General features: G+C 45.7%; 13 protein-coding genes. 7 read left to right on the forward strand and 6 right to left on the reverse strand.

What is annotated here, in order from left to right:
- Nucleotides 1–18 precede the first annotated feature (18 nt).
- Nucleotides 19–1056 (reverse strand): uroporphyrinogen decarboxylase, encoded by a 1038-nt coding sequence (gene hemE / locus AB1K89_RS04750; protein ID WP_413053643.1) that lies wholly within the window; start codon nucleotides 1054–1056, stop codon nucleotides 19–21.
- Nucleotides 1057–1273: 217 nt separating this feature from the next.
- Between hemE and AB1K89_RS04755 the strand changes: the two genes are divergently transcribed.
- The 3 genes from AB1K89_RS04755 (at nucleotide 1274) to AB1K89_RS04765 (ending at nucleotide 3737) form a co-directional block, all read left to right on the forward strand.
- Nucleotides 1274–1789: an antibiotic biosynthesis monooxygenase family protein gene (locus AB1K89_RS04755; protein ID WP_413053644.1), complete on the forward strand. Its 516-nt coding sequence runs from the start codon at nucleotides 1274–1276 to the stop codon at nucleotides 1787–1789.
- An 82-nt stretch (nucleotides 1790–1871) separates the two neighbouring features.
- A complete protein-coding gene (locus AB1K89_RS04760; RefSeq protein ID WP_413053645.1) occupies nucleotides 1872–3038 on the forward strand; it encodes a M20 family metallopeptidase in 1167 nt (388 codons plus the stop codon).
- Between the two features lie 162 nt (nucleotides 3039–3200).
- Nucleotides 3201–3737: a competence protein ComK gene (locus AB1K89_RS04765; RefSeq protein ID WP_413053646.1), complete on the forward strand. Its 537-nt coding sequence runs from the start codon at nucleotides 3201–3203 to the stop codon at nucleotides 3735–3737.
- On the opposite strand, the gene AB1K89_RS04770 is transcribed toward AB1K89_RS04765, so the two are convergent.
- The 4 genes from AB1K89_RS04770 to AB1K89_RS04785 all read right to left on the reverse strand — a co-directional run bounded on the left by AB1K89_RS04770 (nucleotide 3703) and on the right by AB1K89_RS04785 (nucleotide 7183).
- A complete protein-coding gene (locus tag AB1K89_RS04770) occupies nucleotides 3703–4077 on the reverse strand; it encodes a YhjD family protein (protein ID WP_413053647.1) in 375 nt (124 codons plus the stop codon). The genes AB1K89_RS04765 and AB1K89_RS04770 overlap by 35 nt on opposite strands.
- 396 nt (nucleotides 4078–4473) lie before the next feature.
- Nucleotides 4474–5037 carry a nuclear transport factor 2 family protein gene (locus AB1K89_RS04775; protein WP_489686560.1) on the reverse strand — a complete coding sequence of 188 codons (564 nt, stop codon included), beginning with the start codon at nucleotides 5035–5037 and terminating at the stop codon, nucleotides 4474–4476.
- Between the two features lie 296 nt (nucleotides 5038–5333).
- Nucleotides 5334–6008 carry a response regulator gene (locus tag AB1K89_RS04780; RefSeq protein WP_413053649.1) on the reverse strand — a complete coding sequence of 225 codons (675 nt, stop codon included), beginning with the start codon at nucleotides 6006–6008 and terminating at the stop codon, nucleotides 5334–5336.
- Between the two features lie 20 nt (nucleotides 6009–6028).
- Nucleotides 6029–7183: a sensor histidine kinase gene (locus tag AB1K89_RS04785; protein WP_413053650.1), complete on the reverse strand. Its 1155-nt coding sequence runs from the start codon at nucleotides 7181–7183 to the stop codon at nucleotides 6029–6031.
- Nucleotides 7184–7328: 145 nt separating this feature from the next.
- On the opposite strand from AB1K89_RS04785, the gene AB1K89_RS04790 reads away from it, so the two are divergent.
- Both AB1K89_RS04790 and AB1K89_RS04795 read left to right on the forward strand, forming a co-directional pair.
- Complete coding sequence (locus AB1K89_RS04790; protein WP_413053651.1) at nucleotides 7329–7964, forward strand: YigZ family protein; 636 nt, start codon at nucleotides 7329–7331, stop codon at nucleotides 7962–7964.
- Nucleotides 7965–8125: 161 nt separating this feature from the next.
- The gene (locus AB1K89_RS04795) at nucleotides 8126–9184 is read left to right on the forward strand and encodes an LCP family protein (protein ID WP_413053652.1); all 1059 of its coding nucleotides are present in this window, start codon (nucleotides 8126–8128) and stop codon (nucleotides 9182–9184) included.
- 105 nt (nucleotides 9185–9289) lie between these two features.
- Here AB1K89_RS04795 and AB1K89_RS04800 read toward each other — a convergent pair whose 3' ends face one another.
- A complete protein-coding gene (locus AB1K89_RS04800; RefSeq protein ID WP_413053653.1) occupies nucleotides 9290–10333 on the reverse strand; it encodes a glycosyltransferase family 4 protein in 1044 nt (347 codons plus the stop codon).
- A 238-nt stretch (nucleotides 10334–10571) separates the two neighbouring features.
- On the opposite strand from AB1K89_RS04800, the gene secA2 reads away from it, so the two are divergent.
- Both secA2 and AB1K89_RS04810 read left to right on the forward strand, forming a co-directional pair.
- Nucleotides 10572–12938, forward strand: a complete 2367-nt coding sequence (secA2, locus tag AB1K89_RS04805; protein WP_413053654.1) for an accessory Sec system translocase SecA2 — start codon at nucleotides 10572–10574, stop codon at nucleotides 12936–12938.
- Nucleotides 12935–13828, forward strand: coding sequence for an accessory Sec system S-layer assembly protein (locus AB1K89_RS04810; protein ID WP_413053655.1), 894 nt, complete (start codon nucleotides 12935–12937; stop codon nucleotides 13826–13828). Before secA2 ends, AB1K89_RS04810 begins: the two co-directional genes overlap by 4 nt.
- The last annotated feature ends 207 nt before the right edge of the window (nucleotides 13829–14035 follow it).

The following is a 14035-nucleotide window of genomic DNA, read 5'->3' on the forward strand; positions in this document are numbered from 1 at the left end:
ACCTCTTTTATTTGCAATTTATTTACGAAGTTGCGCGCTATATTCGTGAACGAACTCTGTCAATCGTTTCAATGTTGCTGGCTGTACTTCTGGGAACACACCGTGACCGAGGTTGAAAATATGGCTGCCGTGCTCGACGCCTTGTTCTACGATCACTTTCGCACGCTCCTCGATGATGTCCCAATCCGCCAGTAGCAATGCAGGATCCAAGTTACCTTGCAATGTCTTCGTTAATCCTCTTTCCCCGGCTTCCTTGACTGATAAACGCCAATCCAAGCCGACGACGTCAACTGGAAGGTCATGCCATTCGTTTGCCAAATGGCTTGCCCCGACACCAAATGTGATTAACGGCACATTCAATTCGCGAAGTTCATTGAAAATGCGTGTCATGACAGGCTTGATGAAGATTCTATAATCCGAAACGTTCAATGCGCCAACCCATGAATCAAACACTTGGATAGCCGCTGCTCCCGCTGCAACTTGTGCTTTAATCGATGTAATGATCGTATCCCCTAATTTATTCATAAGTGCAAACCAAGCTTCAGGCTCTGACACCATGAAGGATTTCGTCAAATTATAGCTTTTTGACGGGCCTCCCTCTATCATATAGCTTGCCAATGTGAATGGAGCTCCAGCGAAGCCGATCAAAGGTACATTCAATTGCTCTTTCAAGATTTTAATCGTATCGATGACGAAAGGAATATCATCCTCCGGCGAAAGCTCTCCGAGATTATGGACGTCTTGTACCGAGCGGATCGGATTTGAAATGACAGGGCCGACGCCCGCTTTTATTTTTACATCCACTCCGATTCCTGGAAGTGGCGTTACAATATCTTTATACAAAATCGCCGCGTCGACATTGTATTGGTCGACAGGCAGCTTTGTCACGTAAGCGCAAAGCTCCGGCTGATGTGTAATCTCTTCTAATGAATACTTCTCTTTAATTTTGCGGTATTCAGGCTGAGAACGGCCCGCCTGCCTCATGAACCAAACCGGTGTATGGTCGATTTTTTCTCCTCTAGCAGCACGAAGCAGTGTATCGTTAAATGTTGTCATAAATCGATTCCCACTTTCTTTATAATAATTATCGAAGTTCACTTATTCGCTTTCAAATATAGACGTTTCCCCTTGGAATGTATAGTGATTGACCCGAATTGTCATCAAATTGTGCGCACTTTTTTTCAACGCCGCCATCAATTAGACATTGTTTGTTTTAATTGTTCCGTTAAGGGAAAATATGAGTAGTACTTATTTTTGGCAGGAGGTTTTCGGAATGTATATGTATTTGACGACCGGAACAAGAGATTTCATGGAGAAGCTCCAAAAGCGTCATGTGAATGAAAAAATGATTCTCATGCACGGCGGCGGCCAGTCGCTCCTATTGCATGAAACTGACGGGAAGTCTGTCTTCCAATCGCCGAGACGGTATGAAGTGATCAGCTCCGCCGGCTCACTGAAGGAAGATGGCTATTTCGTCTACAATAACGTTCCCGTTACGGATGAAGGACGACCTGTCTTCGAACACCGTTTTTCCTCAAGGGACGACCGGATCGAAAGCCAGAAAGGGTTCATCGCTTACCGCCTGCTTCGACCGCTCGACTCGGACACATATATCGTCATGACCGAATGGGAGGAAGCGGTCGACTATGACCGTTGGAAACATTCGCAGGTATTCAAGTCCTCGCCTCTATCGGTCGACATGAAAGAATTCGCAGGCAACACGACACATATTTTTTCCAGTGCTTCTTATATTACGACATATACTGCGAAAACGGATGACGAAGAATGATACGTTGATCGGATTGCGGCCCTCGAATCGTATTGTTATAATTATGAATGTATAAATAATGCGTTTCGAGAGGGGTAATTGAATGAATGAGCAACTGTTCGAGAAGTTGGATTGTGCTTATGAAGAAATGGTCGTCATCCGCAGACATCTGCATATGCACCCGGAATTATCTTTTAAAGAGGAAAAAACTGCGCAATACATCCATGATTTTTACGCAGATCTCGGCGTCGATGTACGTGCAGGCGTCGGCGGCAACGGCGTAGTCGCCCGTGTCAAAGGAGCGCGTCCCGGCAAAACGATCGCTTTGCGTGCCGATTTCGATGCATTGCCAATCCAGGACGAAAAAGACGTCCCTTACAAATCGACAGTGCCCGGCGTCATGCATGCTTGTGGACATGACGGCCATACTGCGGCATTGCTGCAATTGGCGAAGGTGTTCCACGAGTTGCGTGAGGATCTCGCAGGGGAATATGTCTTCATTCATCAACACGCCGAGGAATTTGCTCCAGGAGGGGCCATTTCAATGATCGAGGACGGTTGCCTCGATGGTGTCGACGTAATTTTCGGCACACATCTTTGGTCGCTTATCCCCTTTAAAACTATCGAATATTTAACAGGACCGGTCATGGCGGCTGCCGACCGATTTGAAATCACGATTCAAGGCGCGGGAGGCCACGGAGCGGCTCCGCACCAGACGAAGGATGCTATCGTCATCGGAGCGCAGCTCGTCATGAACTTGCAGCAGCTCGTGTCCCGCCGCGTTGACCCGATCGAATCGGCTGTATTGTCCGTCGGTTCATTCGTTGCGGATAACGCTTTCAATGTTATCGCCGATTCCGCAAAGCTAGGCGGCACTGTGCGCACATTCGATCCCGGCGTCCGCGACATGATGGAGCGAGAAATGGCTCGAGTCGTGGAAGGTACGGCACTCGCCAATGATTGCGAAATCCGATTCGACTATTTCCGCGGCTACCCTGCCGTCGTGAACCATAAAGAAGAAACCGAGCACTTGAAACGTGTTGCAGAATCAGTTCCTGGCGTTGAGCATGTCGTGGAAAGCAAACCGCAAATGGGCGGAGAAGACTTCGCGTACTATTTGGAAAAAGTGCCCGGCACATTCTTCTTCACCGGTGCCCAGCCAGCTGAAACATATCCTCATCACCATCCGAAATTCGATTTTGAGGAACAAGCGATGCTGATTGCAGCGAAAACACTTGGAGCTGCCGCATTGGATTATCAAGCTGAATAAACGATTCCCTCCCCCGTTTGGTGACGGGGGTTTTTTCTTCCGAAGCAAGATTTTTATTGAATAGTTCTAATTATTCATTTAAAAGACTTGTTTTTCTATTTTTGTATCCTATAATACTAGTTGAGGGATGGGATGGAATTAATAGGATAGGGGGAAGTGGATTTGACTGAATTCGAACCAAGATACTATATTTCGCATGATACCCTCATGTTGCAACCGAAGGAAGAGGGCAATAAGATTTTCACAAGGGTTATTGAGCGGGACAAGATAGTGATCGTTCCAAAAAAACCGCTACATATTATGACCGGTTCCTGCACTTACTATGGCTCCAGTTATGCAACCGTCATGAGTACGGCCAGACGATTATTTGGGGATAATAAGCAGAAAGCACCTTTTCTGTTGGCAAACGCTTTCGGCATTCCATTCATATTCATTCCGACATTATCTCCTTCAGCGGATCAAAATGTATGGCTTTCCTACCACGCGATCGATTTTTATGAAGCTGACGGCTTAGGCACTTCCGTCACATTGGAGAATGGAAAAAAGTACAAACTGGACATTTCAGTCCCGACGATGAACCGGCAATATGCTTTGGCCAAATTACTTGAGAGGGATTTCTTGAAGAGGCAGAGGAATTACGGCCGTACTTCCTTTCTGTTTCCGCCTAATGACCCGCCGAATGATTTCCCGACGTTGTAAAATACAAGTCCAATAATTCTTCCGTCCGGTTGCGAAGCCGGACATTTAAATAGCGACGGTGGTCTTCATAGCCGCCATTAATGAAAATGTATTCCGTGAACATACTATCCCTCGTTTTCCGGATTACTTTCATATTATTGCGTCGCAAAAAAAATGTCGTTTCTTGCAGTTCACTTTGGACTTGTTTCATCGTGGCGTCGACCATTTTCAAATAAGGGCCCTTCAATTTGAACGGGCCTTTTTCGAACAGTTCCCGGTCGCGCTGCAATACGATGAGAACCATCGGCAAGTAGATCATGTTTTCAAAATGGGGCAATGCCTTCGCTGGAATTAAAGGCATTACGGTTTCCTCCCTTCAAAAGGAACATTTGTTCCCATTATACCTTCTTCATTTTCAGAAAGCAATATGGTGAGGGAAGGTAATTTTAACCGATTCGTAACGTAAAAGCCGTTACTTTCCGTTGCAGGCGGACGCTTTCCAATCGAACAGCGAAGGGTTCGATTTGCCGTATTTCTGCGCCTTTTGCAGAAATTAAGGCAGCCTACATATCCTGCTCGCAACGCTACGCTTGTGCTCGCAAAAGCCGTTCTTCGTAACGGCTTTCGCTGGAGTCGCCGCCTTCCACTCCAAGCAACTCGAGTCGCGAATAAAAATTATTTGTTAAAAAAAGAATAAAAAAACTGCCCGGCTCGCTTGGGCAGTTTAAGTCTGTGGACATTTAATTGTAAATAAACGTTATTTCTGTTCTTCCATATAATAAACGGAGTTTACTTTCCATTCTCCGCCCTCTTTTGTAAAGACGGTCACTTGCCTGCCATCACGGTTCGTCTCTAAGCCGGTGGACTTCTGTTTCATCTTCGTCAACAAGTTTGCGAACACTTGGGCTTCACCCGTCTCCTCATCAAATTTCACAATCGTAGTGTCCTTAGCTTCGCGGGATAGTTCATATTGTTCAAATACGCTTTCAATGTATTCACGCTCTTCATCAAGATTGAAGCTCTTCGGCTTCTCGGACAGCGTGTCCATATATTCATCGATATTCTGATCGTTAAATGCATGGATATACGTGTCGAATGATTGCATGATCAGCTCTTTTTCATCCGCCGGCACGTTTGCAGCCTCTTCGATTGTGTCGCCAGACATGTTGAAGCCTACTTTATTTTCATCTACGCCGTGGTCGATTGAACCGAATTCACTCGGGCTTTCCCCGTCATTCACCGAACCATGATTCGACGTCTCTTCTTTTTTCGAGCATGCGCCAACAAGAAGCACCAATATAAGCATTGAAAAAACGAGCATTTTCTTCACTATTCTTCCTCCTATACGGTAAAAGGGACCTTCCATGAGGAGGCCCCTTCAGCCTGTTGACAAACGCTCGCATCCGTTGTTGCTCGTGTCGCTCGTCCGCTCATGAACTTTAGTTCTATTCGCGTCTTCGCTCCACTTCGCGCCTAGGCTGACAAGCGTTTTCAATCAGGCTGAGGATATGTCTATTTATCGTGTTTTCCCTAAAATTGAGTGTAGACAAAGTCAAAAAACGACTTTGTCTACATTCTGAAAGGACCTTCCTATAGAAGGTCCTTATTATAATAACATTACTTCACTTCGACCCAGCCGTTTTTGATTGCTGTGACGACCGCTTGTGTACGGTCGTTGACACCCATTTTTTGCAAGATGCTCGAAACATGGTTTTTCACCGTTTTTTCGGAAATGAAAAGCGTTTCCCCGATTGTCCGGTTGCTTTGCCCATCTGTCAACAGCTGCAAAACTTCGCATTCGCGCTTCGTCAATAAATGAAGCGGGCGGCGGATATCATTTTGTTGGAAAGATCCTTTATGTTCACGTTCGCTGAGACGGCGGAATTCGGACACAAGATTATGTGTCACTTTTGGATGTAAATAAGATCCTCCTGCCGCAACGACTTTAATTGCTTGCACAATTGCGTCTGCGTCCATTTCTTTCAGCATATAACCAAGCGCGCCCGATTTCAGCGCATGTGATACATATGATTCATCGTCATGGATGGAGAGCATGATCACTTTCGCTTCCGGAAATTCATTTTTCAGGACTTCCGTCGCTTCCACTCCATTCATGCCAGGCATATTAATGTCCATCAAGACGACGTTCGGCTCAAAGCGGCGGTATAACTCGACCACTTCGCTGCCATCGTCCCCTTCTCCCACTACTTCGAATGAGTCTTCGAAATCCAGGATTCTTTTAACTCCTTCACGGAATAGCTGATGATCATCTACAATTAAAATTTTCGTCATTGTCATTCCCTCCCAATACCCTATTCAATTATATTTTCATGTAACGGAATACGGAATAATACTGTTGTGCCTTTGCCAATTGTCGACATGATTTTCATCTCGCCTTTCAGCAGTTCGACGCGCTCCCGCATCCCTATAATGCCAAATGATTTATCTTTAGTTTGATTCGGGTCGAACCCTACACCATTATCCTTCACGACAATATTCATTGTATCACGAAGCCATTCGACTTTCACCCAAACATCCCTAGATTTTCCATGTTTAAGTGCATTCGTTATACATTCTTGGACAAGCCGGAAAATCGCAACTTCGATGTTGGATTCCAACCTCTTTTCCGTTCCATTATTCATGAAATGGATTGTGACACCTTTTTCATATTCCATGACAGTTGAAGAATATTTTCGTAGTGTCGGAATCAGTCCGAGGTCGTCCAATGCCATCGGACGCAGATCATAGATGATGCGGCGCACTTCAAGAAGGGCATTTCTGACCATTTCTTTCAATTGATTCAGTTCGGATAAGGCATCAATTGGGCCTCTTTCATTGAACGTCTTTTCAATAAGCCCCGATCTGAGCAGCACATTGGCAAGCATCTGTGCAGGACCATCATGGATATCGCGCGATAGTCGTTTGCGTTCTTCCTCTTGGGCCTGGATGATTTGAATGGCGAACTCCTGTTTTTGTCGGGCAGTTTCCAACACTTCCCCGACCTTTTTCAAATCGGATGTCAAATATGTAATTACCGTTGTCACTTGATTGACAAGGTGATCCGCTCTTTCAATCGTTTCCAAAAGGGCCGCAATGCGGCGGTCCAACTCATCCCGCCTTACACGCAATTGCTTTTCTTCCATACGGTTGATTGATAGTCTGACGAGTAAATCGTTAGCAACTTCATACGCTTGACGTACTTCTTCTTCGGAATAGTTCATGAAGTTTTTGGAAACATCTGCCAGCCGTCTTCGAGATTGGCGAGTCATATCTTCCAAGTAATCCCCTTCAGTGATTACCCGGGAAATATCTTCTTTAATAATAACCAGTTCGGTTTGCATCTCATGGAAGGTTTGACGGCTTTGTTCACTAATAGTGAAAATGTCATTTTTGGATTGATCCATCACATTAACCATATTATCGAATATTCTTTCCAAATCCTGGATATCCACTGTCTTCTCTGCCATCTCAACCCCTCCCTTCTGAAAAGCGAAAAAAGCTATACATAGGCAATGTTGCAGTATTCCATAATTCCTTATACACTTTATTATTATATCATCATAAAACTAATTGCGTATTAAGATTGTATTACAAGTGATAGGAGTGCTGCAAATGCGAGCAGATTATAAAACAGTCAATTTGTCAGGTGAAAGTGAAATCGTCATACAGAAGTCCAGATTCCTCACATACGTCAAGCGTGTAGAGAGCGAGGAGGAAGCAAACGACTTCATTCAAGACATTAAAAAGATGCATCATACCGCAACACATAATTGTTCAGCCTATATTATCGGCGAGCACGATCATATCCAGAAGGCAAATGACGACGGAGAGCCGTCGGGCACGGCGGGCTTTCCCATGCTGGAAGTACTAAAGAAGCAAGGGTTGAAAGATACTGCCGTTGTCGTGACACGTTATTTCGGGGGCATCAAATTAGGCGGCGGCGGTCTCATCCGCGCATACGGTCGTGCCACTACCGAGGGGATTGCTGCGACAGGTGTCGTTGAACGAAAGCTGCATGCGCTTATGAAAGTGACGATCGATTATACTTGGCTTGGAAAAGTTGAGAATGAAGCGAGGCAGTCTCCTTACCCACTTGAAGAGATCCTATATGAAGAAGACGTCAGTTTACTCCTATATGTTCCTATTGCGGAAATAGATACGTTCATCGGTTGGATGACCGAGTTGACGAACGGTCAAGCAGAAATTTCTGAAGTCTCGACTACGTTCCTTGAATTCGACGTGCAATAATAGTATACGGATAAGGAAATTAATAGTATAATGATGAAAGTTGACGATTTATTGTGTATTTTGCGGGATTCTGTACATTTGCGCATCAACTTTCCGTTTTTCATGGAACATTAAATCTGCTTGGGAGATTCCTTAGCCGATGGTGGAGGCCTATACAAGCTATGAAAAGAAGAGATTATAAAAAGATGAAAAAGAAGACGTCTAAAGCACGGCTGGCAATTAAGATCGGGCTATTAGTTTCGCTAACCGCCTTGCTTGCGATTGCAGCCTATGGGCTTTCATTACGGCAACAAGCTGAACAGGCAGTCGATCGAGCTTACGAAGCAGTTCCCGCTACACAGAAATCCGAATTCAGGGGCGAAGCAAAAGTAGAACCTGCGAAGGACAATGTATCCGTCCTCCTCATCGGTGTAGATGACAGCGAGGCGCGTATGCAAGGAGACAGCTATAGCCGTTCCGATGCCCTTCTCGTCGCTACATTCAATCCGGAAGAGAAATCAGTGAAAATACTAAGCATTCCGCGTGATTCATACGTCTATATCCCAAAGATCGGGTATAAGGACAAAATCACCCATGCCCATGCATATGGAGGGACTCATGCGGCTATCGAAACGGTTGAAGAAATGCTCGATATCCCTATCGATTACTATGTGAAAATGAACTTCAATGCGTTCATTGAAGTTGTCGACGCACTGGGCGGCATCGAAGTCGAAGTTCCGTATAATAGGCTCGAAAAAGATGAAAATGATAGAAACACGATTCAATTGACAAAGGGATTGCAAGTGCTTGACGGCAGACATGCCCTCGCATTGGCGCGGACACGTAAACTCGATAGTGATCTCGAGCGCGGGAAACGCCAGCAAATGATTTTGCAGGCAATCATTAAAGAAATGGTGTCAGTGAAGTCCATTACAAAATACGGTGACGTCATCGAAGCTGTCGGCGAGAATATGAAAACCGACATGACGTTCAAAGAAATGACTTCTTTCTGGGAATATGCAAAAGGCGGCATGCCGAAAATTGACTCAATCAATTTGAAAGGCTATGACGACTGGTCGAAAGGTCCATATTATTATCAGTTGGACGAGAGTGATTTACAGAATGTGAGTCAGCTGTTGAAAGCCCATCTCGGCTTGATTCCGGACTCATCCTCTTTAACGGATAGCACGAATGTCATCGGAACAGCTGATGAAACTGCAGAAGGCAGCGATGATTATTAATTAAAACTTACCATCCCAGCTGATTCGTTTCAGCGGGATGTTTTTTTGTAATAAAAAAGGTGCTATGCGAAATTTCGCATAGCACCTTTGCTGTATAGCATTCATTTATTTTCCAATCATACGGACCAAGTTCAATAATGGCCTGTAATTCGTTCCCGCGAGACCGATGATTTCGACGAACAGCTCGATTGCAATGAGCATGACGGCGATCAGAACGATGGCGCCCCATACAGTTGCTTGAGAGAACAGTACTGCTGCTACACCGAAGAGGATAGCCAGTCCATAGATGATCAGGACGGTCTGACGGTGAGAGAACCCCGCACGCAACAAGCAGTGATGCAAGTGCGATTTGTCCGGTGCTGAAATCGGCTGTTTCATCCGCACACGTCGAATGATTGCAAAGAATGTGTCCGAAATCGGAACGCCGAGTATGATGATCGGGATGATAAGAGAAATCATCGCGACATTCTTATACCCTAATAACGCCAACACCGAAATCATATACCCGAGGAATAAAGATCCCGTATCCCCCATGAATATTTTCGCCGGATGGAAATTGAAGAACAAGAAGCCAAGTGAGCTTGCAGCCAAAATGGCAGCTGTAGCTACAACAAACATTTCGCCCATGATCATCGCCATGACCGTGATGGAAATAAGGGCAATCGTAGAAACGCCCGCCGCCAGTCCATCCAATCCGTCAATGAGATTAATAGCATTTGTAATACCAATGATCCAAATGATCGTAATTGGGATACTTAAATAGCCGAAATCAAATGCGCCAAAAAACGGCAAGTTAATCATTTCAATTTGTAAACCGCCCCATGTAACGACGACGATTGCTGCAGCCAATTGGCCGATCAGCTTCGCCTTGGCGGTGATTTCAAGCATATCATCGAGGAAGCCTGTGACAATAATGATGATGGCTCCAACAAGAATTCCGACAGCATGCTCATCTGATGGGCGCAATAATAAATAACCGATGACGAATGCACCGAAAATTGCCATCCCTCCGATACGCGGCATGACGGATGCATGCACCTTCCGATAGTTCGGATGATCAACCGCCCCGATACGGAACGCGAATTTTATGACAAGCGGAGTCAGTATGATGGAAGCTATGAATGCAGCAGCCATTGCAAGGAATAACATGTCCTTCCTCCCCGTAAATAACAATAATTTAGTTAGCCACAAGTATTATAGCACGTCTGTCAATGGAAAGCACCCAAGTTAGTGAAAGTAGGCACTCAAAACTACCTTACCCTTTTGTAAGAATGAGTATCCCTAACTCGCGCGCACAATTTCTTAACAAGGTAGTCTTTTCGTCTATAGTTTGATAAAATAGATTCGTATCCTTATATAGAAGGATGAATAAAGGAGCGTCAATCATATGCTATCAATTTTCAAACGTTCAAATCAAACGAGCGAAAGGCAACTTCGCAAATACCGCAAAGTTGTCCAACACATAAATGACTTGGAATCGAAATATGAAACGTTATCAGATGAAGAACTTGCCCATATGACAGAAGTGTTCAAAGTGCAGATCCAGGAAGGCGAAACTGTACAGGCTATCCTTCCAGACGCATTCGCCGTCGTCCGTGAAGCATCGAAACGGGTATTAGGCATGCGTCATTTTGACGTTCAGCTCATCGGCGGGATGGTACTTGCTGAAGGCAATATCGCGGAAATGCCGACGGGTGAAGGAAAGACGCTTGTCGCCTCCCTTCCCTCCTATTTGCGCGCGCTTGAAGGCAAAGGCGTTCACGTTATTACGGTCAACGATTATCTAGCAAGACGGGACTATGACCAAATCGGCCAGATCCACCGTTTCCTTGGGTTGACGGTCGGCTTGAACGTCCCGATGATGCAAGGGCCTGCGAAGCAGAATGCTTATATGGCTGATATTACATACGGTGTCGGAACGGAGTTCGGGTTCGATTACCTACGTGACAATATGGTCCAGCATACTTCCCAAAAGGTGCAGCGACCGTATCACTTCGCCATCATCGATGAAGTGGACAGCGTGCTAATCGACGAGGCGAAAACGCCGTTAATCGTCGCAGGCAAAATGCAAGCTGATCCAGATCTTCATTTCATCGCTGCTAGACTCGCGAAGCGTTTCAAAAAAGGCGTTGATTTTGATTTTGACGATGAAACGAAAGCGACTTCACTTACCGATGAAGGAATCGAGAAAGTGGAGAAGGCGTTCGGCATCGACAATCTCTATGAACTTGAGCACCAAACACTCTATCATTATATGATTCAAGCTGTTCGCGCCTTTGTCATTTTCAAACGCGATGTCGATTACATCGTGAAAGATGACAAGATCGAACTTGTCGATATGTTCACGGGCCGGATCATGGAAGGCCGTACTCTTTCCGATGGACTTCACCAAGCGATTGAGGCGAAGGAAGGCTTGCCAATCACGGATGAGAATAAAGCCCAGGCGCAAATTACGATTCAGAACTATTTCCGGATGTATCCAAAACTTAGCGGTATGACGGGAACAGCGAAGACACAAGAAAAGGAATTCCGTGAAGTGTATAACATGGAAGTCATCCAAATTCCTACGAACCGTCCTCGTGCCCGTATCGATTCGCCGGACAAAGTGTTCCAGACGATTGAGCAAAAATACGAAGCCGTTGCAAAAGAAGTGTCGAAACGCCATAAAAATGGACAACCCGTACTCGTCGGGACGACTTCCATTCTCCAATCCGAGAAAGTCGCCGAATATTTAGACCGCGAGAATCTTACGTATCATCTATTGAATGCTAAAAGTGTCGAGCAGGAAGTGGATCTCATTTCCCAGGCTGGACAACGCGGCCATATTACCGTCGCAACGAATATGGCGGGACGTGGAACGGACATCATGCTCGGTGAAGGTGTCGAGGACCTCGGCGGCCTATACGTCCTCGGAACGGAAAAACACGAAAGCCGCCGGATCGACAACCAGCTGCGCGGTCGTTCAGGACGTCAAGGGGACCAAGGTGAAAGCCAATTCTTCATTTCGCTTGAAGATGATATGTTCAAACGTTTTGCGAAGGAAGACCTTGAGAAATTCAATAAGAAAGTCGTTGTGGATGAAGACGGCCTTGTCCAAAACTCTGATGTGAACGAGTTGACTGAACGTACACAGCGGATCGTCGAAGGCGCACATTTCGCGATGCGCGAATACAATTTGAAACTCGATGACGTCATCAATGATCAGCGCGGCGTCCTTTATACGTTGCGGGATAAAGTGCTTGAGCGCGAAAATCTATTCGATCAATTGAAGACAATGATGTCTGAGGCGGTGGAATTCGTCGTCTACGATAGCTGTCCGGAACATGAAACACCGGAGAACTTCGATTTCGATCGAATTGAAGGCACGATGAACGGGATATTGCTGGAAACGGTCACGCTTCCGCGCAATTTGGAAAAGCCATCCGACATATTGAAGTTTTATGAAGAGCCGGTTGCCGACCTGTTTGCCTATCTCGATACGTTCGCCGATAATGAACAGGTTAATGAAATCATCCCGCAAGTGATGTTAAGCCATATCGACACGATGTGGGTGAAACATCTGGATGTTATGGCACGCCTTAAGGAAGGGATCGGATTGCGGTCATACGGCCAAGAGGATCCGATGCGTATTTATCAACGTGAAGGCTTGCAATTATTCGCTACGCACTATCAGAAATTGCGCCGGAATATCGGATCCGAAGTTATCGGCTTTATGAAGCTTATTTCACAACAACAGGAGGCCCAACAATCATGAAACTTTTCAACTTATTTAAGAAAACCGAAAAAACGGGTGGAGACAGCACGGTTGATTCCGAAGAAATTCTAGAAGGCAGTGCACAGTCCAATGGTACGGATGAAGTCGAAACGACACTTTCACTTCATCCCGAGTGGGCACTTTCGCAAGAGCAGGAATACGTTTTCCGCTTCCTTGCAAATGAACTGGAACCTTTAAAGCCGAACCAGATCTCCCTTTCCGGAATCGACATCGATGTCGAACCGGCAAATGGCAGCTGGCTTGTCAAATCATTTTTCCGTTCATCATTGGAGCAGTCGATTTCTGTCGGCTCCGTCGAGTTAATGTTGCTTGACGCGGAAGGCAAAACGCTTGCATCTCAGGAATTCGACCTGAAGGAATTAGGCGACATCCCTGGTAAAAGCGCACGCCCATGGGTATTCGTTTTCACTAAAGAGAATATCTTTGCTGAAGAGCCACCTGCAGAAAACTGGAAGCTTGCTTTCAATGTTCAATCGATGGTGCCTCATAAGCTTGAGCTTGAACAGGCTTGGGAAGACGGCTTGACTGCTGAGCAAAAAGAGGCGCTTGAAAAAGTGGTTGAAAACATGCCGAAACTGAAGCCACGTGAAGTGAACTTCGCCGGTTTCCAAGTGAAGAAGCAGGAAGACGGAAGCATCGCAGCATCCATCTTCATCCGCAACGGCCACTCGAAACAGATCAATATTGAAAAGCTACCATTGGAACTAGTCGATGCGACAGGTGAAATCGTCGCACGCGGCTCATTCGATCTTGCGCCGCTTTCCGTCAAAGCGAATACATCGAAGCCATGGACGTTCATTTATCCGAAAGAAATGGTCCAAAAAGAAAATCCGGATTTCTCACGCTGGACAATCCGTGTACCACAATAATGTAAGAACAAAAAAGCCGCGAATTTCGCGGCTTCAGACATAGACAAAAGGGATGGAAATCGAATTGATTCTCATCCCTTTTGTTTTATTAGGCGCATTGATGCAAAAACATTAGACTGACGCGACGTTGATTTCCGTTCCGGGCGGACGCTTTCCGGGGGGCTTGCCCTCAGCCAAGCGAACAGCGAAGGGTTCGCTTTGCCGTAT

Origin of the sequence: Sporosarcina pasadenensis, from assembly GCF_047228845.1 — a bacterium.
In the GTDB taxonomy this organism is placed as follows: Bacteria; Bacillota; Bacilli; order Bacillales_A; family Planococcaceae; genus Sporosarcina.